At 49.1% G+C, this 24,661-nt stretch carries 22 protein-coding genes and 2 pseudogenes; 14 read left to right on the forward strand and 10 right to left on the reverse strand.

The genetic code is table 11. The annotated features are described in order from the left end of the window. Positions 1-4 precede the first annotated feature (4 nt). Positions 5-889: a formate dehydrogenase subunit beta gene (gene fdxH / locus ACLJNW_RS03835; RefSeq protein WP_000061599.1), complete on the forward strand. Its 885-nt coding sequence runs from the start codon at positions 5-7 to the stop codon at positions 887-889. Beyond that, positions 882-1,538: a formate dehydrogenase-N subunit gamma gene (gene fdnI, locus ACLJNW_RS03840; protein ID WP_000045658.1), complete on the forward strand. Its 657-nt coding sequence runs from the start codon at positions 882-884 to the stop codon at positions 1,536-1,538. The genes fdxH and fdnI overlap by 8 nt, the downstream gene beginning before the upstream one ends. A 90-nt stretch (positions 1,539-1,628) precedes the next feature. Here fdnI and adhP read toward each other — a convergent pair whose 3' ends face one another. The 4 genes from adhP to bdm all read right to left on the reverse strand — a co-directional run bounded on the left by adhP (position 1,629) and on the right by bdm (position 5,252). Then, complete coding sequence (gene adhP, locus ACLJNW_RS03845; protein ID WP_000642447.1) at positions 1,629-2,639, reverse strand: alcohol dehydrogenase AdhP; 1,011 nt, start codon at positions 2,637-2,639, stop codon at positions 1,629-1,631. Positions 2,640-2,924: 285 nt separating this feature from the next. Next, the gene (locus ACLJNW_RS03850) at positions 2,925-4,622 is read right to left on the reverse strand and encodes an NAD-dependent malic enzyme (protein ID WP_000450509.1); all 1,698 of its coding nucleotides are present in this window, start codon (positions 4,620-4,622) and stop codon (positions 2,925-2,927) included. A 176-nt stretch (positions 4,623-4,798) separates the two neighbouring features. After that, positions 4,799-4,942 (reverse strand): stationary-phase-induced ribosome-associated protein, encoded by a 144-nt coding sequence (gene sra / locus ACLJNW_RS03855; RefSeq protein WP_000841559.1) that lies wholly within the window; start codon positions 4,940-4,942, stop codon positions 4,799-4,801. Between the two features lie 94 nt (positions 4,943-5,036). Beyond that, positions 5,037-5,252, reverse strand: a complete 216-nt coding sequence (gene bdm / locus ACLJNW_RS03860) for a biofilm-dependent modulation protein (RefSeq protein WP_000495700.1) — start codon at positions 5,250-5,252, stop codon at positions 5,037-5,039. Between the two features lie 511 nt (positions 5,253-5,763). On the opposite strand from bdm, the gene ACLJNW_RS03865 reads away from it, so the two are divergent. From ACLJNW_RS03865 to glgX, 6 genes are all read left to right on the forward strand, one after another. Then, on the forward strand, positions 5,764-6,195 hold the full coding sequence (locus ACLJNW_RS03865) for an OsmC family protein (protein WP_023204407.1): 432 nt from the start codon (positions 5,764-5,766) through the stop codon (positions 6,193-6,195). 351 nt (positions 6,196-6,546) lie between these two features. Next, complete coding sequence (hdeB, locus tag ACLJNW_RS03870) at positions 6,547-6,876, forward strand: acid-activated periplasmic chaperone HdeB (protein WP_001032161.1); 330 nt, start codon at positions 6,547-6,549, stop codon at positions 6,874-6,876. Positions 6,877-7,018: 142 nt separating this feature from the next. Then, positions 7,019-7,804, forward strand: a complete 786-nt coding sequence (locus tag ACLJNW_RS03875) for an OBAP family protein (protein ID WP_023204406.1) — start codon at positions 7,019-7,021, stop codon at positions 7,802-7,804. A gap of 128 nt (positions 7,805-7,932) precedes the next feature. Continuing rightward, positions 7,933-9,717 carry a malto-oligosyltrehalose trehalohydrolase gene (treZ, locus tag ACLJNW_RS03880; RefSeq protein ID WP_024154597.1) on the forward strand — a complete coding sequence of 595 codons (1,785 nt, stop codon included), beginning with the start codon at positions 7,933-7,935 and terminating at the stop codon, positions 9,715-9,717. Next, positions 9,714-12,242 (forward strand): malto-oligosyltrehalose synthase, encoded by a 2,529-nt coding sequence (gene treY / locus ACLJNW_RS03885; RefSeq protein WP_024154596.1) that lies wholly within the window; start codon positions 9,714-9,716, stop codon positions 12,240-12,242. Before treZ ends, treY begins: the two co-directional genes overlap by 4 nt. Positions 12,243-12,298: 56 nt before the next feature. Then, complete coding sequence (glgX, locus tag ACLJNW_RS03890; RefSeq protein ID WP_023204403.1) at positions 12,299-14,374, forward strand: glycogen debranching protein GlgX; 2,076 nt, start codon at positions 12,299-12,301, stop codon at positions 14,372-14,374. Positions 14,375-14,486: 112 nt separating this feature from the next. Here glgX and ACLJNW_RS03895 read toward each other — a convergent pair whose 3' ends face one another. From ACLJNW_RS03895 to ACLJNW_RS03905, 3 genes are all read right to left on the reverse strand, one after another. Continuing rightward, positions 14,487-15,689 carry a MalY/PatB family protein gene (locus tag ACLJNW_RS03895; RefSeq protein ID WP_000347149.1) on the reverse strand — a complete coding sequence of 401 codons (1,203 nt, stop codon included), beginning with the start codon at positions 15,687-15,689 and terminating at the stop codon, positions 14,487-14,489. Between the two features lie 12 nt (positions 15,690-15,701). After that, positions 15,702-17,153: a Na+/H+ antiporter NhaC gene (nhaC, locus tag ACLJNW_RS03900; protein ID WP_017441347.1), complete on the reverse strand. Its 1,452-nt coding sequence runs from the start codon at positions 17,151-17,153 to the stop codon at positions 15,702-15,704. 143 nt (positions 17,154-17,296) lie between these two features. Continuing rightward, positions 17,297-18,304, reverse strand: a complete 1,008-nt coding sequence (locus ACLJNW_RS03905; protein WP_000201074.1) for a LacI family DNA-binding transcriptional regulator — start codon at positions 18,302-18,304, stop codon at positions 17,297-17,299. Between the two features lie 257 nt (positions 18,305-18,561). Between ACLJNW_RS03905 and ACLJNW_RS03910 the strand changes: the two genes are divergently transcribed. The 3 genes and pseudogenes from ACLJNW_RS03910 to ACLJNW_RS03920 form a co-directional block, all read left to right on the forward strand. Further along, positions 18,562-20,028 carry a coiled-coil protein gene (locus ACLJNW_RS03910; RefSeq protein WP_024154595.1) on the forward strand — a complete coding sequence of 489 codons (1,467 nt, stop codon included), beginning with the start codon at positions 18,562-18,564 and terminating at the stop codon, positions 20,026-20,028. A 288-nt stretch (positions 20,029-20,316) separates the two neighbouring features. Further along, positions 20,317-20,598: a hypothetical protein gene (locus ACLJNW_RS03915; protein WP_001580000.1), complete on the forward strand. Its 282-nt coding sequence runs from the start codon at positions 20,317-20,319 to the stop codon at positions 20,596-20,598. 376 nt (positions 20,599-20,974) lie between these two features. Then, a pseudogene (locus tag ACLJNW_RS03920) lies at positions 20,975-21,753 on the forward strand (helix-turn-helix domain-containing protein); the annotation flags it as partial. Between the two features lies 1 nt (position 21,754). Here ACLJNW_RS03920 and ACLJNW_RS03925 read toward each other — a convergent pair. Both ACLJNW_RS03925 and ACLJNW_RS03930 read right to left on the reverse strand, forming a co-directional pair. Next, positions 21,755-22,129: pseudogene (locus tag ACLJNW_RS03925) on the reverse strand (hypothetical protein); the annotation flags it as partial. After that, the gene (locus ACLJNW_RS03930; protein WP_023204399.1) at positions 22,084-22,254 is read right to left on the reverse strand and encodes a putative phage secreted protein; all 171 of its coding nucleotides are present in this window, start codon (positions 22,252-22,254) and stop codon (positions 22,084-22,086) included. The gene ACLJNW_RS03930 and the pseudogene ACLJNW_RS03925, both read right to left, overlap by 46 nt. A 151-nt stretch (positions 22,255-22,405) precedes the next feature. Here ACLJNW_RS03930 and ACLJNW_RS03935 point away from each other — a divergent pair, with 151 nt between their 5' ends. The 3 genes from ACLJNW_RS03935 (at position 22,406) to ACLJNW_RS03945 (ending at position 23,488) form a co-directional block, all read left to right on the forward strand. Continuing rightward, a complete protein-coding gene (locus ACLJNW_RS03935; protein WP_000885424.1) occupies positions 22,406-22,654 on the forward strand; it encodes a type II toxin-antitoxin system Phd/YefM family antitoxin in 249 nt (82 codons plus the stop codon). Further along, positions 22,644-22,928, forward strand: a complete 285-nt coding sequence (locus tag ACLJNW_RS03940; RefSeq protein WP_000221343.1) for a type II toxin-antitoxin system RelE family toxin — start codon at positions 22,644-22,646, stop codon at positions 22,926-22,928. The genes ACLJNW_RS03935 and ACLJNW_RS03940 overlap by 11 nt, the downstream gene beginning before the upstream one ends. Before the next feature lie 170 nt (positions 22,929-23,098). Then, positions 23,099-23,488, forward strand: a complete 390-nt coding sequence (locus ACLJNW_RS03945) for a RidA family protein (RefSeq protein ID WP_024154593.1) — start codon at positions 23,099-23,101, stop codon at positions 23,486-23,488. Between the two features lie 51 nt (positions 23,489-23,539). Here the strand turns inward: ACLJNW_RS03945 and ACLJNW_RS03950 are convergent, their stop codons facing one another. Next, positions 23,540-24,619, reverse strand: coding sequence for an S-adenosylmethionine:tRNA ribosyltransferase-isomerase (locus tag ACLJNW_RS03950; protein ID WP_023194238.1), 1,080 nt, complete (start codon positions 24,617-24,619; stop codon positions 23,540-23,542). Positions 24,620-24,661: the final 42 nt, after the last annotated feature.

Below are 24,661 nucleotides of genomic sequence, written 5' to 3' on the forward strand. Positions count from 1 at the left end.
ACATATGTCTATGGAAACGCAGGACATTATTAAACGGTCCGCAACAAACGCCATCACGCCGCCTCCGCAGGCGCGTGATTACAAAGCCGAAGTCGCGAAACTGATCGACGTCTCCTCCTGTGTCGGCTGTAAAGCCTGCCAGGTAGCCTGTTCTGAATGGAACGATATTCGCGATAACGTTGGCCATTGTGTCGGGGTGTACGATAACCCTGCCGATCTCAGCGCCAAGTCCTGGACGGTGATGCGCTTTACCGAAACCGAGCAGAACGGCAAGCTGGAGTGGCTGATTCGTAAAGATGGTTGTATGCACTGTGAAGATCCAGGCTGTCTTAAAGCCTGTCCATCTGCCGGGGCTATCATCCAGTACGCGAACGGGATTGTTGATTTTCAATCTGAACACTGTATCGGCTGTGGTTACTGTATCGCCGGGTGTCCGTTTAATATTCCGCGCCTCAACAAAGAGGACAACCGCGTTTATAAATGTACGCTCTGCGTCGATCGCGTCAGCGTGGGCCAGGAACCGGCCTGCGTCAAAACTTGTCCGACCGGGGCGATTCACTTCGGCACCAAAAAAGAGATGCTGGAACTGGGTGAGCAACGCGTGGAGAAGTTAAAAGCGCGCGGCTTTGAACATGCCGGTATCTACAACCCGCAGGGCGTCGGCGGCACGCACGTCATGTATGTGCTGCACCATGCCAATCAGCCGGAGTTGTACCACGGCTTGCCGAAAGATCCGCAGATCGATACCTCAATCAATCTGTGGAAAGGGGCGCTAAAACCGCTGGCCGCAGCGGGCTTTATCGCCACTTTCGCCGGTCTGATTTACCACTACATCGGTATTGGCCCGAATAAAGAAACGGACGACGATGAGGAGGATCATCATGAGTAAGTCGAAAATGATTGTGCGCACGAAATTTGTCGACCGCGCCTGTCACTGGACGGTGGTGATCTGCTTCTTCCTGGTAGCGCTGTCGGGGATTTCGTTTTTCTTCCCGACGCTACAATGGCTGACGCAAACCTTCGGCACGCCGCAGATGGGACGTATTTTGCACCCGTTCTTCGGTATTGCCATCTTCATCGCGCTGATGTTTATGTTCGTGCGTTTCGTCCACCACAACATCCCGGATAAAAAAGACATTCCGTGGCTGAAAAATATTGTCGAAGTATTGAAAGGCAATGAGCATAAGGTGGCGGATGTCGGCAAATACAATGCCGGACAGAAGATGATGTTCTGGTCCATTATGAGCATGATTTTTGTGCTGCTGGTGACTGGCGTGATTATCTGGCGTCCGTATTTCGCGCAGTATTTTCCCATGCAGGTGGTGCGTTATAGCCTGTTAATTCATGCGGCGGCGGGCATTATTTTAATGCACGCGATCCTCATCCATATGTATATGGCGTTTTGGGTGAAAGGCTCGATTAAAGGCATGATCGAAGGGAAGGTCAGCCGTCGCTGGGCGAAGAAACATCATCCACGCTGGTATCGTGAAATCGAGAAGGCAGAAGCAAAAAAAGAGAGCGAAAAAGGTATTCAGTAATTCTTTCGCGATCTGATAAACAAGGCGCTATCCTCGTAGCGCCTTGTTTTCATCTGCTGTCTGTATACTCAGACGACCACAGCAAATCGTTTAACGGCGGAAATCGATGACCATACGGCCACGAATTTGTCCCTGTTCCATCTCTTTAAAAATAACGTTGATATCTTCAAGCGGACGTAAAGCGACTTTTGGCACGACTTTTCCTTCCGCCGCAAACTGGAAGGCTTCGGTCAGATCCTGGCGTGTCCCCACCAACGAACCGACAACCTGAATGCCATCCAGCACCAGGCGAGGGATATCAAGGTTCATGGCTTCTGGCGGCAGCCCGACTGCCACCACGCGGCCTCCGGCGCGAACGGCATCTACTGCGGAATTAAACGCCGCCTTAGCGACCGCGGTAACCACCGCTGCGTGCGCGCCACCGGTTTTTTCCTGCACAATTTTAGCCGCATCTTCCGTACGTGAATTAATGGTCAGATCTGCGCCCATTTCCTCGGCCAGTTTCAGTTGTCCATCATTGACATCAATGGCGATCACTTTCGCATTGAAAACGTTTTTCGCGTACTGCAAGGCCAGATTACCCAGACCGCCCAGACCGTAGATGGCAATCCACTGGCCAGGTTTAATATGAGAAATCTTCACCGCTTTATAGGTGGTAACGCCCGCGCAGGTAATACTACTTGCCGCTGCAGAGTCCAGACCTTCCGGTACTTTCACCGCATAATCCGCGACGACAATACACTCTTCGGCCATACCGCCATCTACCGTGTAACCGGCATTTTTCACGTTGCGGCATAAGGTTTCATTGCCCGTATTGCAATACTCACAGTGTCCGCATCCTTCATAAAACCACGCGACACTCGCGCGATCGCCGGGTTTCAGCGAGGTGACACCAGGACCGACTTCCGCCACGACGCCAATGCCTTCGTGTCCCAGAATAACGCCGGTTTTGTCACCGAAATCGCCGTTTTTCACGTGTAGATCGGTATGGCATACGCCGCAGCACTCCATTTTTAGCAAAGCTTCACCGTGGCGAAGGGGACGCAGCGTTTTCTCAGTAACATCAACCTGATGATCTTGTGTGACAACAGCAGCTTTCATAACCTTCTCCTTTTATTAATAGTGAACTGCATAGCAGGTAAGTAATAGCAGGTAAGGCGCTATTACCTCTTTAGGATTAATATTTCTGATGAGTTATGCAAGGCGGCAGAAATACAATGTAATAGTTTAGCCAGGATTATCCTGATAAATCCCCGTTCAATACATAAAGGTGGCTAATATTAGTAGCTTGACAAATAAGCAGGGAAAGGAATTCAGGTGTGTCGACAGACTCACCAAAACTAAAGAAGAAAGTGATATCCGGCGGCATTCACCGCCGGGTACGTATTAAATGGAAGTCCGACGGTAGTCGCGGTATTCCGGTTTCCAGAAGTTATCGTCAATCGCCTGTTGCAGCGCTTCCGCAGAGGTTTTCACCGCTACGCCTTGTTGCTGCGCCATTTTACCTACGGCAAAAGCGATAGCGCGCGACACGACCTGGATGTCTTTAAGCGCTGGTAACACTAATCCTTCGCCGTTATTGACCAGCGGAGAATGTTTCGCCAGCGTCTCACTGGCTGACATCAGCATTTCATCAGTAATGCGCGATGCGCCGGAAGCGATAACCCCCAGACCGATGCCGGGGAAAATATAGGCGTTATTACATTGTGCGATCGGATAAATCTTATCTTTCCAGATGACCGGCGAGAATGGACTGCCGGTTGCCACCAGCGCGTTGCCTTCCGTCCAGGCGATAATGTCCTGTGGCGTGGCCTCCACGCGAGAGGTGGGATTAGAGAGCGGCATGACGATCGGGCGAGGGCAATGCTTATGCATCTCGCGGATGATCTCTTCAGTAAAGAGCCCGGTCTGGCCGGAAACCCCGATCAGAATATCCGGCTTCACGTTACGCACCACATCCAGCAGCGACAACACGTCATTTTCGGTATCCCAGTGCTGGAGATTGTCGCATTTCTGCACCAGTTTTGCCTGGAACGGCAATAAATTAGGCATCCGGTCCGTCAACAGGCCGAAGCGATCGACCATAAAAACGTTCTGTCGAGCGGCATCTTCGCTTAAACCTTCACGCTGAGTCTGCGCGATGATTTGTTCAGCAATCCCACATCCGGCGGAACCCGCGCCGAGAAAAACGATTTTCTGCTCGCTAAGCTGACTGCCGGCAGCGCGGCTGGCGGCGATCAACGTACCGACGGTCACGGCTGCGGTGCCCTGAATATCATCGTTAAAGGAGCAAATCTCATCACGATAGCGCGTCAACAGCGGCATTGCGTTTTTCTGCGCGAAATCTTCAAACTGTAGCAGGATATCTGGCCAGCGCTGCTTAACGGCCTGAATAAACTCATCGACAAACGCATAATACTCATCGTCGGTAATGCGCGGATGACGCCAGCCCATGTAAAGCGGATCGTTGAGTAACTGTTGATTGTTGGTGCCGACATCCAGCACAACGGGAAGGGTATAGGCCGGACTAATGCCGCCGCAGGCTGTGTATAATGACAGCTTACCGATAGGGATCCCCATCCCGCCGATGCCCTGATCGCCAAGCCCCAGAATCCGTTCGCCATCCGTCACCACAATAACTTTAATGTTGTGGTTAGGCACATTCTGCAAAATGTCGTCCATATTGTGACGGTTCGGATAAGAGATAAATACGCCGCGCGCCCGGCGATAAATCTCAGAGAAGCGCTCACAGGCCGCGCCCACGGTCGGGGTATAGATAACCGGCATCATCTCTTCAAGATGGTTTTGCACCAGTCGATAAAAGAGCGTTTCGTTGGTATCCTGGATGTTACGCAGGTAAATATGCTTATCGATTTCTGTTTTAAACCCCTGATACTGGAGCCAGGCGCGTTCGGCCTGTTCTTCAATCGACTCGACGACCTCCGGCAGCAGTCCTGACAAATTGAAGTTGCGGCGCTCTTCTACGCTAAAAGCGCTGCCTTTGTTTAACAGGGGGAATTCCAGCAATACAGGGCCAGCGTAAGGGATATAAAGGGAACGTGCTTTCTTGGTTGTAGTTTCCATGTTACTCACTCTTTTTCGAATAACTGTCCCTGGCACCGTCGTTTATCATCATATATTGCCTTCCACCAGGGAACCGACCCTGAGTATAAAGCATTGTGAGACGTTAAGGTCATTCCTATAAACAAAAACACCATTGCAGATGCAATGGTGTTTAACGTCATTTCAGGACTGTACGATTACTTTTGGCTGTCGGCGCGGCGCTTTCTGCCGGTTGGGTTATTCACCACGCTGCTGGTGTCGCCTTCAGTAACAACCTTACGCTGGTTGGAAATTCTGTAATCCAGTCCAAGTATATGACGAGCCTGACGGTTCGATTTCATGTTAACTCCTCAATCCTGTTGCTAGTTTTAAGGACAAATTCGCTTACGCGAAAGAAACGTAACCCCTAAGGTTGCCGATACAGCATAGCAGGTTTTACAGAGTCGGGTGCTGCCCGCTTACCACATAGTTGATGGTCTGCTGGTAGATGTCACTGAGGATGTCATTGTCGGAAGCCTCAACCCATTTGGTCAGCTCCATTAAAATATCATCTTCAGTGACAACGCCTAACTCCGCGCGTAATCCTTGTTCAATCGCGTTGACCAGGGCCGGTTGTGCTGCTGAGGTATTTGCTGAGTGATAAGTAAACATATAATGCCTCCGTGAACATGTATTTATTTAGTACGGCTCGCAGAAAATTAATTCGTATTCAGCATGGCAAATATTTTTGCGGCTGTGGTTAAGATTAGTCCTGGAGTTATTTTAACGCAAGGCGGAACTCTAATTGTTTACCCCAGAAGAAAATATATTATGTTTGCCAATTACATATCCTCATACAAATAGTGGTCAATTAATATACATTTAAAAGGCTACATATTGCGATTTTTATCATTTATTACAATGAGATAAGATAAATCTTAATATTAATGAAAATATACATAATGGAATACGCTTCCGGAAGAAAAAGTAAGGATAAAAGGAGGGATATATTCTTTAAAGAAAGGGAGGCCTGTTGGTTTAATATCCATCACTGAAAAAGCATACAACTATTTTCTATATCTGAAGTGCGGGTAATCGACAACATGCTACATCCATCGGCATGGACAACGCAGATTATCAGCATAGTCTATACTTTATTTTTTGAGCCAACAGGAGAGCAAAAATGACAATCCATAAGAAAGGTCAGGCACACTGGGAAGGCGACATCAAACGGGGTAAAGGTACTGTATCAACAGAAAGCGGCGTGCTTAATCAACAACCGTATGGATTCAATACCCGGTTCGAAGGCGCGCAGGGAACCAACCCGGAAGAGTTAATCGGCGCCGCACATGCGGCCTGTTTCTCCATGGCGCTATCACTCATGCTGGGAGAGGCTGGATTTACGCCGACATCCATTGACACCACCGCTGACGTATCGCTTGATAAGGTGGAGGCGGGCTTCGCCATTACCAAAATTGCGCTACAAAGCAAAGTCGCGGTAGCAGGTATTGATGCATCAACTTTCGATCAAATCATCCAGAAAGCAAAAGCCGGGTGCCCGGTATCGCAGGTTCTGAATGCGGAAATCACCCTCGACTATCAGCTTAACGCCTGATAACCTCGCCAGCCCGGTAACGACTCTTGTTTATCGGGCTGTTGAATATACCTTCAGGCGGAGGACTCGCTCCCGGTCTATCTGAGACCCTGCCGTATTTTTATCACCTCAACGCGCCGTAGACCACGTCTGTGGCTATTGTCGTGGTCTACTTTTTCGCCTTAAAATCTGCTCGCCATGTTGCTTTATTCATCAAACATCAAAATCAGTCAACGTAAATATCAATAATAGCCATATCACGGAGGGTGATCTTTATTCCTGAGAGAGGAGGGGTATTATTTTCTGTGTTCTACATTAACGGGTTAACGCGCAGATGTAGAGGTTATTTATATAATTACTGGAGTAACAACAATGAATAAATTCTCCCTTGCTACAGCAGGTATTATCGTGGCAGCGCTGGTAACCAGTGTTAGCGTGAATGCGGCAACAGATACTACTAAAACAAACGTTACGCCTAAAGGTATGAGCTGCCAGGAGTTTGTTGACCTCAATCCGCAGACGATGGCGCCAGTCGCTTTCTGGGTGCTGAATGAAGATGAAGATTTTAAAGGCGGGGACTACGTTGATTTCCAGGAAACTGAGACGACAGCAGTGCCGCTAGCCGTTGAGCTTTGTAAGAAAAACCCGCAGAGTGAATTAAGCAAAATAAAAGACGAAATCAAGAAAGAACTCTCAAAATAAGAGTAAACTGATATCAAAACCCGGCCTGTGTGCCGGGTTTTACTATTTGTGACACCGTCACAAATAACATCTTCCATTTCTTCTACCAATCACGTGGTATTGCACTATTTTCATTAGAGCCCTTTCACTATATGGAGACCTAATGAAAATTTTACCGCTGGCACTCTTTATCATTCCTTTTCTGGCCGGATGCGGCGCCAATAATACGCCGCCGCAAACGCCTATTCCCGGGGAAAAAACATCTGCCAAATTACGTACCCTGGAAACAGGCGCAGCGGCTATTCAATCCAGACCACCTGTCGATGCCATCAGTACCTACCTTGACGGGTTCCATTTTTATAGCGGTGATAAAAACGGACAGATGGAAGCGCACCATTACGTTACCGTCCTGAACGAAGATGTCATGCAGGCGGTGATTTACGACGGCAATACGAAAAACGCGCGCCTGATGGGGGTGGAGTACATTATCAGCGAACGTTTATTTAAAACGCTTCCTCCCGAGGAGAAAAAACTGTGGCACAGCCACCAGTACGAGGTGAAATCCGGTAGCCTGGTGGCGCCTGGCTTACCGCTGGTCGCTGATAAAGCGTTGATGAGTAAGATTGTTAATACTTATGGCAAGACCTGGCACACCTGGCATACCGACCGGGATAAAACCCTGCCAATGGGTATCCCTGCGCTGATGATGGGCTTTACTGGCGACGGGCAGCTTGACCCCACGCTGCTGGCCGATCGGGATCGCCGTCTGGGAATTGATACCCAGGCCATTAAACGCGAGCGGCAGGATCTGCCTGAACATCCCGTTATCAAGGGGGCTAACGCCTGGGAGCGGGGGGAGGTTATCCAGCTACAGCGTGTTCAGGGCTCTGGCGAACACGGGCGAGGCGATACCGCGCACTTCGGTACATCTGAGCAATCCCGACAGTAATTCCACGGTTTTACACGCAGATACGAAAAAGAATGCCTGTTAAGTGACAGTGTCACGTAAAAATTAGCCCCATAGTCTATGCTTGTTTTTCGGATGCTGTAGAGGTTATGGGTTAAACGGAGCGACAAATGAGTTCAAAAATTTTTTGCAAAAGCTGGGGGGCTGAATATATCGCCGCTGATGTCGTCCGCTTTCGTCTTTGGGCCACCGGTCAGCAAAAGGTTATGCTCAGGCTTGCGGGTAAAGACCAGGAAATGCAGGTGAGCGGTGACGGCTGGTTTACGCTGGACGTCTCCGGGGTGACGCCAGGTACGGAGTATAACTTTGTACTCAACGATGGCATGGTGGTCCCCGATCCGGCTTCCCGCGCCCAAAAAACTGACGTCAACGGTCCGTCATATGTGGTTGATCCAGGCAGCTACGCGTGGCGCAACACCGGGTGGAAAGGTAGCCGTTGGGAGCAGGCCGTGGTGTACGAGATGCATACAGGCACGTTCACTCCGGAAGGCACCTTCCGCGCCGCAATAGCGAAGCTGCCTTATCTCGCTGAACTCGGCGTTACCGTTATTGAAGTGATGCCCGTTGCGCAATTTGGCGGCGAGCGCGGCTGGGGCTATGACGGCGTACTGCTTTACGCGCCGCATTCAGCCTATGGGACGCCGGATGATTTCAAAGCGTTTATTGACGCCGCGCACGGGTATGGTCTTTCCGTCGTCCTGGATATTGTGCTGAACCATTTCGGCCCGGAGGGAAATTATTTACCGCTATTGGCGCCGGCGTTTTTCCACAAAGAGCGCATGACGCCGTGGGGAAATGGTATCGCCTATGATGTCGACGCCGTGCGGCGCTATATCATCGAGGCACCGTTATACTGGCTGACAGAATACCATCTCGACGGCTTACGCTTTGACGCTATCGATCAGATTGAGGACAGTAGCGCCAGGCATGTGCTGGTTGAAATCGCACAACGTATTCGGGAAGACATTACCGACAGGCCCATTCATCTGACTACCGAAGATAGCCGCAATATTATTTCTCTGCATCCCCGAGATCAGGATGGCAATGCGCCGCTGTTTACCGCCGAATGGAATGACGATTTTCATAATGCCGTCCACGTTTTTGCGACCGGAGAGACCCAGGCCTACTACAACGATTTTGCTGATACCCCGGAAAAACACCTCGCGAGAGCGCTGGCCGAAGGATTCGCTTATCAGGGAGAAATTTCCCCCCAAACCGGCGAACCTCGCGGCGTAAAAAGTACCGGACAACCTCCGGTCGCCTTTGTGGATTTTATTCAGAATCACGATCAGGTCGGTAACCGCGCCCAGGGCGACAGACTGATAACCCTGGCGGGCGCTGAACGAACAAAAGTATTGCTCGCCACGTTGCTGCTTTCACCGCATATTCCGCTGCTTTTTATGGGCGAAGAGTATGGCGAAAGCCGTCCTTTTCTTTTTTTTACCGATTTCCATGGGGATTTAGCCCGCGCCGTTCGTGAAGGTCGCGCAAAAGAGTTTGCCGATCATGCAGGGGAAAATGTTCCGGACCCGAATGCGCCAGAGACCTTTCAACGCTCAAAACTTAACTGGAAGCAACAGCACAGTGAAGAGGGTAAAGCGTGGCTGGCATTTACCCGCGAACTACTGCTTTTGCGCCAGAAGCATATCGTGCCGCTGTTGTCCGCTGCCCGTGAGAGCTCAAGAACGGTATTGCAAACCGCGCCCGGGTTTATTGCCGTTAGCTGGCGTTTTCCGGGAGGAACACTGTCACTGGCGCTGAATATTAGCGCCACGACGGTATTGCTGCCCGATTTACCGGGTAAGACTCTCTTCGCCTGGCCGAATGAATCCACCGGGTCGCTTTCCCAACATTCTCTTATTGTCCGCTTAGCCCAGGGAGAGTCTGCATCATGATCCCAACTGCAACGTATCGTTTTCAGTTTCGCAATGGCATGACCTTCGATCGCGCTGCGGCGCTGGTGCCTTACCTTAAAAATCTGGGTATCAGCCATCTTTATGCCTCACCCATCTTTACCGCCACCAAAGCGTCAACGCATGGTTATGATGTCACCGATGCGAATGAGATTGAGCCTTCTATTGGCGGGCGCGAAGGATTTGAAAGACTGGTGGTTGAACTTAAAGCACAAGGTCTGGGATTGATCATCGATATTGTGCCTAATCACATGGCCAGCTCGCTGGAAAACGCCTGGTGGCGCGACGTGCTTGAATATGGCAAGGAGAGCCGTTACGCGCGCCATTTCGATATTGACTGGTCGCGCCGACTGACGCTGCCTTTTTTAGGCGACACGTTTGACGTCGTGCTGGAAAACGGAGAAATTGCGATCAAGCCCGATCCCGCTACGGGTAAACCCACGTTCGCCTATTATGATAACTATTATCCGCTTGCGCCGGCGACGTGGCAGGGTCGCGAGTCCGAAATACTGGCGCTTACCGATAAAGCCGCTATTGCTGATTTGCATGAGCGCCAGCCGTGGAAGTTAATGTCCTGGCGCGATGCCGCTCGCTCGCTTTCATATCGGCGTTTCTTTGAGGTCACAGGGCTGGTAGGAATGCGGGTGGAAGATAAAACCGTCTTCGACGATACACATCGGCTGATTCTGGAGCTGGTCAGAACAGGGGCGGTTGACGGTTTACGTATCGATCATATCGACGGCCTTGCCGATCCGAAAGCCTATCTTGCGCGTTTACGTCAGGAAGTGGGGCCGGCGTGCTATATCACCGTGGAAAAAATTCTCGCTAAAGGCGAGCAACTTCCTGATGACTGGCCGGTTTCCGGCACCACAGGCTATGAATTTATCGCCTCTCTGGCGGAGGTGCTGGTTGACGATGAGCAGATAGACAATCTGCGCCAGGCTTACGAGACCGTTAAAGGCGCGCCAGTGGATATGCGGGCGGAATTACGGGCGGCTAAATTGCTGATGGTCGATCGCAATTTCGAGGGGGAATTTACCCGGCTGCTCGCGCTTGCGCTGTCGATTGCCAGCGAGCTACAGATCGCACAGGAAGAGAGCGTCGTTCGGCAGGCGTTACGCGAGTTATTAATTGCCTTTCCCGTATATCGCACTTACGGCACGGCAGAAGGGCTACCGCCGACCGATATTTGCCTGTTACACCGTATTGTGGAACGGGTAAAGACGCTTGAAAACCCTCCGCAGCCAGAAGCGCTTACATTTCTGAGCCGTCTTCTTACCGGCGATGTTCCCGCCTCCAGCCAGGAGGAGGCGACACAGTTTCGCGTTCGGTTCCAGCAACTCACCGGTCCGCTGATGGCGAAATCGGTAGAGGATACGCTTTTCTTTCGTCAAAACATGGGACTGGCGTTAAATGAAGTCGGCGCCGAGCCCGTCACGCATCACTTCTCCATCGAACGCTTTCACCATGAGATGAAAACCCGACAGGCGCGACAGCCTGATGCGTTATCCGGTACGTCGACCCACGATACCAAGCGAGGCGAGGATGCGCGAGCACGCCTGTATACGCTTACCGAAGCGCCGGAACAGTGGAGCGAATGCCTTGCCCGCTGGCGGCAGATGAACCAGATCCATGTCAAATTTTTGAATGATGGCACTGCGCCAAAATCGGCGGATACGTGGATGTTATATCAGGCGCTGACCGGCGTCTGGCCCCCGATGCTACAACCACAGGACGAAACAGGTTTAAACGCGCTGAAAATACGCTTTGAAGCCTTTGTGGAGAAAGCGCTACGCGAAGCGAAGCTACGTACCGATTGGGTGGACAGTAATGAGGCTTACGAAACGGCAATGCTTGATTACGCCCGTCATTTACTGGCGCCGGATAATCAGACATTTTTGCAGGATTTTTATCGTTCCTTGCAACCCTTCATCCGCGCAGGGCTGGTTAACAGCCTGACGCAGACCGTTATCAAGTTAACCGCGCCGGGGGTACCTGATATCTATCAGGGGAGCGAGGCGTTAAATTTTAGTCTTGTCGATCCCGACAACCGCCGCGAACCGGATTTCGCCACGCTGGCGCAGCAGTTAGACCAACTGACGCCGGGAGTTTTCTCGCGCGAAGAGAGTTGGCTGAACGGGCAGGTGAATCAGTATGTCACCGCTGCATTACTGCGTTTGCGTCAGCAGAATCATGAGCTCTTCCGTTTTGGCGACTATATACCGCTGCGGGCTGTTGGTCAGCGTGCCGACAAGGTCATCGCTTACGCCAGAGTCAATCATGATGATGCGCTGATTGTTGTTGCGCCCCGACTGGTGTTCGCCGAATTTGACGGCTTATTGTCACAATCGCATAGCGGTTTCTGGTCAGGAACCGACATTATTATACCCGGACAGCTTAATCAGCATCGTTATCGCAATGTGCTTACCCAGGAGAGGTTAATGCCTGGTGAACGCCTGTCGTTGGCCTCACACCAGGGCGGCGTACTGGTTTTAATGAGCGACTGAGTTTATGTGTTGATGTGCCGTGACAGGACAACGTTTACCGTGGGTGGAGAAAGAGAATGACAACAAACAGGGCTTTTGAAATCAGATCAGGATACAGCCATACGCTTGGCGCGAATTATGACGGCGAAGGCGTGAATTTCGCTATTTTTTCCGCCCATGCGGAACGCGTCGAGCTTTGCCTTTACGATCCGAGCGGGGAGCATGAAATCGCTCGTCTGGAGTTACCGGAATATACCGACGAAATATGGCACGGCTATGTCCCGAAGTTGCAGCCCGGCGCGCTGTATGGGTACCGCGTTTACGGTCCTTATGACCCGGAAAATGGTCATCGTTTTAACCCCAACAAGCTGCTTATTGACCCTTATGCCCGTGAGCTGGTGGGCGATATTCAGTGGAACGATGCGCATTTCGCGTATCAATTACTTCATGACGATAAAGATTTGACCTTTGATGACCAGGATAGCGCGCCATTTACGCCTAAATGCCGGGTGATTGATCCGGATGAGGCTAACTGGGAGGATAGACAACGGCCTTCCATACCGTGGTCGAACGCCATTATTTATGAAACGCATGTAAAAGGCTTTACCCAGCTTAATTCCGCGATCCCTGAGCCTCTACGCGGTACGTTTGAAGGCATGGGGCATAAAGCCAGCGTGGATTACATTAAAAGCCTGGGGATTACCTCCGTCGAGCTTTTACCCGTTCACTGGTTCCCGGACGATCAGCATCTGCTCGATAAAGGACTGAAAAATTTCTGGGGATACAACTCGCTGGGCTTTTTTGCGCCGGCGACGCGCTACTATGGTCCAAAAGGTATTCAGGGATTCCGCGATATGGTGCGCGCTTTCCATGATGCCGGCGTCGAAGTGATACTGGATGTGGTCTATAACCATACGGCAGAAGGGAATGAACTTGGTCCCACGCTGTCATTTAAAGGTATCGATAACTTCTCTTACTATCGCACCATGCCCGATCAGCATCGCTATTACATTAACGATACAGGGACAGGTAATACCGTCAATACCTCTCATCCACGGGTACTGCAAATGGTGATGGATTCCCTTCGCTATTGGGCGGAGTCAATGCATGTCGATGGCTTTCGTTTTGATTTGGGCACCATTCTTGGTCGTGAGCCGGAAGGCTTTGATCAGAGAGGCGGTTTTTTTGATGCGGTAACGCAAGACCCGGTGCTGGCAAAACTGAAACTGATTGGCGAACCCTGGGATATCGGACCGGGCGGCTATCAGGTTGGCGGCTTTCCACCAGGGTGGGGCGAATGGAATGATAAATACCGCGATACGGTGCGCGAATACTGGAAAGGTGACAACGTCACAAATGATTTCGCCGCACGCCTGCTGGGTTCCGGCGATCTCTATGATTTGCGCGGCCGTCGCCCCTGGTCAAGCGTTAACTTTATTACTGCCCATGACGGCTTCACGCTGAACGATCTGGTGTCTTATAACGACAAGCATAATGAAGCCAATGGCGAAGATAATAATGATGGGCATAATGATAACCGCTCCTGTAATTATGGCGCAGAAGGGCCAACCGACGACGAAGGCATCAATGCGATACGCGAGCAACAGAAACGCAATTTCCTGACCACCTTGCTTTTCTCGCACGGCACGCCGATGTTATTAGCGGGCGATGAGTTTGGCCGCAGTCAGATGGGCAATAATAACGGCTACTGTCAGGACAGTGAAATATCGTGGGTCCACTGGGATAATTTGCCGGAAACCGCCAATGCGCTACGGGAGTTTACCCGTCATCTGATTCAACTGCGCGCCACGCAACCGTTGCTGCGCCGGGAGAGCTGGCGTGACGGTCTGGAGATCCGCTGGTTTAACGCCGGCGGAGGGGCGCAGCAATCCGAACAATGGGATGAGGGATCGACGATAGGCGTATGCATTAGTCGACCCGATCTTCAGCCAGAAGCGGAGATCTGGCATGACGCCTTACTGCTTTTCAATCCGTTTGAAGGCAGCGTACCGTTCCGTATTCCGATGTGGGGAGAAGGCGGCTGGGTACTTGAACTGACGACTGCCGATAACGCGCAGCAGGGAATGCGGATTACCGAAGAAATGGATTTCGATCTGGCCGGGCGCAGCATCGTATTATTCAGACGCCCCTGATAGTAAAACCGCGCTCCGGACCCAACCGGCCTTGATGGCCGGTTTTTTACTGGCGCTCAGGCGATATCATGCCGCAGAAATAACACCGTTGTCAGTTTACCGCCCGAAAAATTCATCCGCCTGTTGGTATTCCTTTGATTGTCTTCACCGATATTCGCTTCAGGCCGTCTATTGCCATTTCAAGGTAGGTACGTGGACATCCCAGATTTAAACGGATAAATCCGCTGCCCGCCGGGCCAAAGCCGCTGCCCATTGAAGGAGCAATACCCGCGACATCCGCCATTACCCATTTTAGCTGTTCGTCATCCAGTCCCAGTTTTTTACAATCCATCCATAATAAATAGGTTCCCTGCGCCGGGACAATTCTTGCCCAGGGAAGGTGCTCTGTCGCCTGTTCAACAAACCAGCGGCGGTTTTCCGCCAGGTAATCCAGTAGCGAATCCAGCCACTGTCTGCTTTCATTCCATGCGGTAGTCGCCGCCTGAACGGAGAGGGCGTTAAAGACGTCCAGCCCATGAGCGTCCAGACGAGACAGGAATCGCTGGCGAAGCGTAGGATCGGGAATGAGAAAATTAGAAATTCGCAACGACGATAAGCCAAACGTTTTGCTGGCCGCAGTGGCGGAGATGACCCGTTTATGCCAGCGCTCCCCTAAATGCAGTACCGAGGTAAAGGTTTCGCCGGGCAGCAATAGATCGGCCCATATTTCATCCGAGATGAGAGTGACATCATAAGCTTCACATAATAAAAGCAGTTGCTCCAGCTCGTTGGCCGACCAGCAACGCCCGGTTGGATTATGTGGATTACACAAAATCATCAGCGGAGGGCGCTCATGGCGAAACAGCCTTTCCAGTTGACAAAAATCCATCTGGTAGCCTTCATCCGGCGACTCGCTAAGGGGATTCTCCAGCAGTTTTCTACCATTAAGCGTGATTATTTTGGCGAAGGAGCCATAGTATGGCCCCTGAACCACTACGCCGTCGCCTGGATGCGTCAACATTTGCACCAAGAGTGCCAACCCTGGTACGACGCCTTCCACGCTGCATACCCATTCCTGTTTTAACGTGAGCTGGTGGCGTGACGAAAACCAGTGAAGCAGGGCGTTAAAATAGGCTTCATCACGATCGCTATAGCCAAATACGCCGTGCTCGATTCGCTGATGCAATGCCGCCTGAACCTCAGGCGGGCAGGCAAAATCGAAATCAGAAACCCACATCGGCAGCAGTTTCCCAGCGCCGTCGCCAAAGTGACGCTCAATAAAATCCCACTTTACCGAACCAGTATTGTTGCGATTGATAATCTGGTTAAAATCCATCTTGTTTCCTTATTATTTCGTCACTGACGTTTGCGGCGACTTTTCTGAAGCGGAGGCAGTTCTGGCAATACCAACTCCGCTAAAACCATAAATTAATGCGAAGAAGATCGCCGCATAGCACTGGATAGCCCAGGGCAGAAGATCAAGCGTGCTAACGCCCAGCGTGGTCGCCATGTAGACGCCAGCCGAGGTCCACGGCAGGAGAGGTTCGATAACGGTACCGGCATCTTCTATCGTCCGTGAAAGGTTTTTAGTATCCAGCCCCATACGACGATAGGCATCTTTAAACAGTTCGGCGGGAACTAACAATGCCAGTTTACCGTCGCTGGTCGCTCCTGTGACCAAAATTGTGGTGCCGATAGTGGCGGCAATGAGTTGACCAACGCTATGAATAATGGTCAGCAGTCGGTTAATGATGATCGTTAACGCGCCGGTTAACGTTAGCGCTCCGGCAAATGAAAAAGCGCAGAAAACTAACAGTATCGTTCCCATCATCGAGAACATTCCGCCCCGGTTTAGCAGGCGTGGAACATCGGCCACGACACCTTCTGCGCCTTGTGGGAACATGGCGATATCAAATCCATCAATGAAAGCGTCCAGTCCCTGTTTGATGCTCAGTCCCTGCATGATGACGCCAAGGAACAAGGCAAGTACGCAGGCGCTTAACATTAATGGGATGACAGGCTTTTTGCGAATTGCGCCCCACAGTACGATCACCGGCGGCAAAATAAGAACAATATTAAAGTGGTATAGCGACTCCAGCGAGTGGATGATGTCCGTAACGCGCTGCGGCGTGGCCACCTCGCCCAGCATATTACTGTGTCCGGCGATAAGATAAACCACGGCGGCAAGCAGGAAACTTGGCAGGGTCGTCCAAAGTAAATGCTGAATATGCTCAAACAGAGTAGTGTCTGCGACAATCGCGGCAAAGTTAGTCGAGTCGGACAACGGTGAGATTTTGTCGCCGAAATAAGCGCCAGAAACGACGGCGCCAGCTGCTGCTGCAAGAGACACGTCCAGCCCGGCGGCAACCCCCATTAACGCAACGCCAACCGTCCCGGCGGATCCCCACGATGTACCGGTACAGACGGAGACCACGCTGGTTAAAAAGAAGGCTGCAATCAAAATATATTCCGGGCTTATGAGTTTTAGCCCCCAGTACACCATGTAGGGAATGGTGCCACTAAACATCCAGGTGCCAATCAAACCACCCACGCAGATGAGGATCATGATAACCGGCATTGCTTTAGCCAGCTTATCCACCACTGAGTTGATGATGTCTTCCCAACAGTATCCTTGCCACCATGCAATGCCTGCCGCTACCGCCGCAGAGCACAGAAGGAGCGGTTCGATACGTAGCCCCATGATGCCGTAACCGATAATCAACAATAACAACATGGAGATGACTGGGATTAGCGCTAAACCCAATGACAGCGTTTTCTTCTTGTTTTGTGATGCACTCATAATGGAGCTCCGGTCAGTAAGGTAGCTCAAGGGTAGGGGGATACGCTTCTCACTACTGTGATCCATTACTTTCGTCCATGTAACCGATTACATGAGAAGGGTTAATTTGATAGTCATCACAGTTTTTACTGTTGACGACGCATTCATCGTGAAAAATAGGGCGCGACAGAATCGCGGATCACCAGTTCAGCATTGAAATGATTGCTGCTGGGCGGCGGCGTAATGCCCTGGTATAACTGTATCGCCAGTTGCGCGGCACAACGCGCCATTTGTTCGACCGGATAATGCATTGTTGTTAACGCCGGATAAAGATACCGGGCCAGCACCACATCATCAAAGCCGACAATAGAGAGCTGTTGCGGAAGCTGAACGCCGCGTTGATGAAGAATACGCATAATGCCAGCGGCCATCACATCGTTAAACGTGACCGCTGCCGTAAGGGGAAGCCCGCTATTAATAAGTTGATGCGCGGCCCGCTCGCCGCCTTCTTCGTTAAACGGAACGCTAATCACCCAGCGAGGGTCTGGAGAAATACCATATTCTTCCAGCGCTTCACGGTAACCATCAAGGCGTTCCTGACGATCGATAATTGGCAAGTCAGATGTCACACAGGCAATGCGCCGATGCCCGTTCGCCAGGAGATATCGGGTCGCTTCCCTGGCGGCGCTGCGATTTTCCAGCCAGATACACCGGTTGGCCATACCGGCGATATAACGATTCACAACAACCAGCGCTGGAAAGTGGGCTGCGTAGCGCAGCAGCTCTTTATCCGGTAATCGGCTGGCGTGTACAACAATAGCCTCACAACCTTGATTAACCAGAAAATCCAGTCCCGCTTTTTCCATTTCTTCGTCGTGGCCGCCGCTACATACCATCAAGCGATACTGCTGCTTACGAGAAACATCTTCTACGCCGCGAGCAAGGCGGGCAAAAAAAGGATCTGCCAGATTGCCGGTTAACAATCCGAGCATATCGCCGCTACGTTTCGCCAGCGCGATAGCGGCGGCATTCCGGCGATAATTGAGATCGCGCATGGCTTTCTCTACACGTTCGCGCGTGACGGGTTCAACCCACGCGGTCTGGTTAATGACGCGTGATACAGTCGCGGTTGATACACCGGCCAAAGATGCAACATCCTTTATTGTCGCCATGTTAAGCTCATATTTGTTCGTTTAAAGGGTATCAAAGCCATTGATTATCATGTTACGTAGAAATCAGTGCAATCACTGCGGCGCAGCCTGAATTTATAAACATTTTTAAAATCATCCTAAATCCTGGTAACTGCAAATTTTAGTAGCTACCTCAATGAGTTATTGACCACTGAATTTTCTACGATAACATGACTAACAATATACACATGATAAGAACCACTACACTGGGAAATCGTTGCGTGGTGGTTCGGAGATAGATGATGAGTAGTATTACAAAAAGCATACAGAATGAATATGTTTTATTGATGGAAAACGCTTTTTCTGAAAAATATAAATATGCATTCAGAAATTTAGAACTAAAAGAATTACGTAGATTCATCCTGAAAGAGCTAATTAGCTCTCCCGAGTTAGATAATCAACTTACAAACCTAATCGTGTTGCTAAATAAATTTTGGGATACTCACGCCGCGGCGCTTATAACAGAAGTGCGGGCGTCTAAAAGTTATCGATTATTACTTCCAATTCAACGCTTTGGTTATAACATATCTAATCACCTTAGATCTCTGGGGATTTATTTTGATAGCATCATAATGGTTGATCCATTACATTTTCCTTCTCTTAGCTCTCTGCATTCATTTTTGTCATTGCCACCAGATAATAGTTATGTCCGCATGCGCAGGTTGGTATTACTTGAACATGTTTCTAATCTATTTCGCGCCATCCCGTTTATGACTATTGATGATGATTATCCAATTTTTCTAATCGTTCCTGAATTACTGGATTTTGATAAAGAACGCAATCATGAACAATCTGCCGCTTTTCTAAGCCAGCTCTTTTTTAAAGATAGAAAAATGGATTACGCTACTTATTTAGCGTTTCTTGAGCACTTTGGGAGAAATGAAGAAACATTCCAGAAGATCCTAACAAATAAAGAATTATTAAAAACATTGCTTAATAATTTCAATAACATCGAAAAAGAAGTCTGGGTTTACGATACAGATTTAAAGAGTTTTACAACAAGAGAGGTAGATCTTCTGGATTACGATCTGCCGTCAGCTATAGCAACCTTACTGGGTAAGGTTGAAGGTGCAATTTATGCACAACGATCAACTCAATTATCGGCAACACTATTAGGCATTGATCCGGTTATTTATAGTAACCATATGTTTTTACATGAATGGACTACGGAGCAGTTGGTCAAGGATTATGGTAAATTAAATCCTCTTTCTTCTGAAGAGCAAGCGATTACAATGGGCCTTTCAGCCGCGGAAGTAAAATTCCTTACTGCGCTTTCCGATCTGGAATTAAAAAAGATTAGAGAAAGAGGTCAACTGGAATCCTTAAGGCATGAACTAAGAATCTCAAGGCATGACTTGCAAGGAAAAACACCAGATCAAATGCAAGATGCGGCAGATAATTTTTCAAAACATTTAATCAATGTGGTCGAAGAGTATGGAAAGTCGCATGAATCAGCCATTAAGAATTCAAAGAAAAAAAAGATCTCATCCGGAGTAATTTTTGCAGGAACAGCCACGTTAGGTATAGCTTCTCTTGCCATGCCGCAACTGACATTACTTTCAGCAGCAGCAACGGGAATTGGCCTGGCCTTTGGAGGTAAAAGTCTGGCAGATATTTTTAGTGAACATAAAGCACATAAAAATGAAATCCAGATGTTAGAAAAAACACCCGTATCGCTTTTGTATGGGGCATATAAAAAGAAATAGTCATACTGTGTATACCGTCTGGTAGCGGAAGTCAGTTTTTGTAGAAATTGTCGTAAAGTTACTCAAACAATCACATTGTTCAGAAAAGCCTGTGAGGAAATGGTTGAGAATAGGGAGTCTTCCGCTGATTCCCCGAACTATCCACCAGTTCACGCAAACGCTGTGCAAACTGGTCTACTGTTTTTCCCCGGTAGCTGCTTCGACCGTCAGATTTTCCAGTGTATTGTCAGTATCATAACGACCTGGGTGCCGTCGAAAAATATCGTGCTGATTATAGGAGTAAAAAACATGGCCGCGTATGACATCGAAAAGGACATCGGGCCGCGGGTTCAGATTATCCAGGAGATACACGAATTAATTCTGGCGGGTGAAATGGAAGTCGCCAAAGGGATGCTGCGCACGCTGATTAAAGTCACGTTCGCTTATCCTGCGATTTTTGACGAGGTTCGGCAGGAATGCCAAATCAACAATGCGCATGTTGTCGCCGGATGTGGATCCGGGTATCAAAGCGTTTATAGCCGTTGTCAGAGCTGCAGAACATCAGTCAGAAAAAGCAGCGGACCAGGGTAAAACCCACTGAGCCAAAAACCTGCGCGACGAACCGGTCACAGTGGCCGGTTTTTTTATGCCTGCGTGGCGTGTGCTGCGTGAAATCGTGTGCAGGATAAGCGGGTGCAAATCAACAGAATTCGCGCAGCGTCACGGCAGGGAAGGGAAGGGATCAAACTTATGGGCCAGAAGTTTTTTGACATACACGAATCCAGCCGCTTTAACATGTCTTTTAAATGTTCTGGTTAATTTAACATAATATACATTATGCGCACCAACATTGTAGAGGCTCAATGCTAATGTCTATTTGTGGCTCATTTATAGGAATGTCCAGGCTATAGTTCTCAGATCTGTATGTCTAGACAACGACTCGCATTTTCCTGATGAGGCGTTTTCTATGGCTATACATGACGCCGGGATGTTCACCGTGAAAAAAACCAACCGCCTCAAAATCCTGCAGGATGTCATCGACCGCAATTTACGTCCCGGTCAGGCTGCTGAGATGCTCAGCATTACGCCACGCCATTGCAGCCGGCTGCTGAAACGTTATCGCCAACTCGGACCACTTGGCATGAACAACCATAGTCGTGGCCGCGTTGGTAACCGTCTGTTGCCAACTTCACTGATAGATCAGGCACTCTGTATAATCCGGGAGCACTACCGTGATTTTGGCCCCACGCTGGCACTGGAAAATCTGGAGGAAGTTCACGGTCTGGTTCTTGGCAAGGAAACTATCCGACGCCTCATGATAAAAGCCGGAATCTGGATCCCTTGCAGACAACGCGCGCCGAAAATTCATCAGCCTCGTTACAGGCGGCCTTGTACTGGCGAGCTGATACAAATTGATGGCTGCGACCACCACTGGTTTGAAAACCGGGGTCGGCCCTGTACTGCTTTGGTCTATGTTGACGATGCCACCAGTCGCCTGATGCACCTGCTGTTTGTGAAATCTGAATCCACAGATTGAGGACAGCGAGCACAGTCGACGGGCCATCGGTAAATATATCGAAGTCTGGCATTATCCTGACGGGCATAAGGAACTGCGGCTGAATGGCGTTCTGCTCCCCTATTCCACTGTCGGAGGTGGACCCCGTCGCAATTGTTGATAATAAAAGACTGGGTCATGTGCTTGGAGTTGCGCGCCAGGCCCAGAGAAAACTGGACAATAATCGCTCACTTAAATAAAGAGATGTCGTAAAAATGCCAGCTCAGGCCTGCGCTGCGCCAAAAAATCAACTAACGGATTGAACCACTCTGGACGCTGCCACTGCGAAAAGTCAGGACAATTCGCTGTCGTCATCGGGCTATTCATCAATGGATGTTCAATCATTGGTGTACTTAACCCTTGACGTGCTCGCCAGTTTTTTACCGCCTGATATTCAAATGGCCAGAGTAATAGATCCTGACGCTGAATTTCATAGCCAGTCAAGCAACAACGCTTATCGCTATTATGAAAATCAGTCCACTCAAGATGCTTATCACATAGCGTAATCAATCCGGTGCGGACTAGTTCATCATCTGATGACAATAAAATGTTTTGGCAAAAGTCCATAATCCATCCGACTGTTCAGCAAGGCCACCAAGTAAAATAATATCACCATCTGCAAGGCTGACTTCGGTTGTTACATCACGCTTGATAAGGGTTGGCGAGTTATTGACGCCGGTTTCAGTGGTCATAAGTTAGGTTCTGGACATCTGAACTTAGCCTTGAAAAAACCGTCAGCTGCCCGCATCACTGACCGGGCTGGAGCTGAATCCCCTTCGTGAAGGATGCTTTTATTAGTACTATTAAAGGTGCTATATTTAGTCATCAACCAGGAGGTAAATTATGGCATTTCAAATTTTAACGACTACTGCAGCAAGCATTACAGAACTGAAACGTGACCCAATGGGAACTTTCAATGCCGGAGATGGCGCTCCAGTTGCCATTCTTAACCGTAATGAACCGGCTTTCTACTGTGTGCCTCCGGCACTTTATGCTCATCTTATGGATATTCTTGAGGATGAAGAACTCGGTCGTATTATCGATGAGCGTGCGAATGAACGCGTCATTGAGGTCAACATTGATGACTTATAAGCTGGCATTTAACGAATCTGCACTAAAAGAGTGGAAAAAGCTGGGACATACTATACAGGAACAGTTTAAAAAAAAGTTACGGGAACGGCTTGAAAACCCTCGGGTTCCGGCTTCTCAATTACATGGAAGAAAGGATCAGTACAAAATTAAGCTGCGTGGTGCAGGATACAGACTGGTGTACAGCGTCGAAGATGAAATTATCACGGTAACTGTCATTGGTGTTGGAAAGCGTGAAAATGATGCCGTCTACAAAATGACACGACACAGAAGCTAATCACTCAGAAAATGCTCTCTTTCCCGTCAAACGATACGACAAACAGGCTCAGTTCTTTTATGTGACGGCACCTTGACATATGCCACGTATATGAAACTATGGCCTACGTTGTGTATGTGACATTCATTTTATTCCCGCCCGAAGTGTTTACGCTATCTGAGGATAACATTATGACGCAACGTATCGCGGTTTTTCCTGCTGACCGCCATTCTCTGTATGAGGAACATGGGTATTCCGCAGCCATCCGTTCTGGTGATTTACTGTTTGTTTCAGGCCAGGTAGGCAGTCACACAGACGGAACGCCGGAGCCTGATTTTCAAAAACAAGTGAGGCTTGCTTTTGAAAACCTGAAAGCAACACTGACTGCAGCAGGATGCACATTCGATGACATAGTGGATGTCACCACCTTCCATACCGATCCAGAGCAACAACTTAACGACGTGATGGCGGTGAAACAGGAGATATTTGCCCATCCCCCTTATCCTAACAGGACCGCTGTTGGCGTTACCTGGCTGGCCAGCTTTGATTTCGAAATAAAGGTTATTGCCCGAATCCCCTGATGCTTATTCTCGGTAAAACCGGTAGCATTATATGTACCGGTTTTATTTTATTCATCCCTGCCCTTCATCCTGTATGATTAACATGCAATCACCAAACATATCGAACTGACATGACTGGATATCTTCTGAGGCATAGGCCTTCATGAGTAGATCAACCCCAGCAAACTGACCGGTTAACACCATATGCGTCGTTTTTGGCTGATGTAAGTTCGTTAGCAGGCAGTCAACCACTTTCAGTTGATAACCTGGATGTATATAAAGCGCAGTCCAACCAGAACTTGCTTTGAGGCAATTGTGCTCCCTCGAATACGCGGACTCCAGGCATCGTGTAACGGTAGTTCCTACGGCAAAAATACGTCCGCCATTTTGCTTCGCAGTATTAATGATATCCGCTGTTGCTTGCGGAACCTCGTAGTATTCTTCGTTGATAGTCACTTCCTCTACACATTTTGTTTGTATTTTTCTGTTGGACAACATTTCTGTTGATGCAACATGTAAAGTGATGAAGGATATTAACCCACCTTTATCTTTGATTCTTTGGATAAGATCCCAGGTAAAATGAATGCCGGCAGAAGGTATTTCCAAAGAGCCATACTTTTTAGAAAAAACGGAACGGTAAGCATCTGGATATTTATAAAACAAGCTGGAGTCCACATACTCATCAAGACGCTCACCATGACTGGCTAAATAGCAAATTAAGGCCTCATGATTTTCTACAACGGCCCGGTACTGGCTATCCTCGCTAAACCTTTGCTCTATCTTAATGGAAATTTCAGGGTTATCAACCAAATAGAAAACATCATTCGCGTTAAGCCTTTCTTTTAAAAGTCCGGAAATAATTACTCTATTATTTGGTAAAAATCCCTCTAAAACAATTTTAATTAACCTATTCCGTCTTGTTTTACAGATAAACATATGGTTTATTATAGTACTGTCGTTAAAACAGATTACATCACCTTCTTTGATATAATCTGTTACTTTACTAAAGTCTACCTTATGAATTTCCCCTTTACTCCGGTTGAGGACAAGCATTTTACACTTTTCCCTGTATGAATCATTGGCTATCCAATGAGGTCTGAGGGGGATAGTCATCTGATCGGTAATGCGAAAATCATATTTTTCGGTAAGCATATATTTACCCTTTGAAAAACCATTGATACGGCGATTGTTATA

Source organism: Salmonella sp. SAL4457 (genome assembly GCF_046548235.1).
Taxonomy (GTDB): Bacteria; Pseudomonadota; Gammaproteobacteria; order Enterobacterales; family Enterobacteriaceae; genus Salmonella; species Salmonella enterica.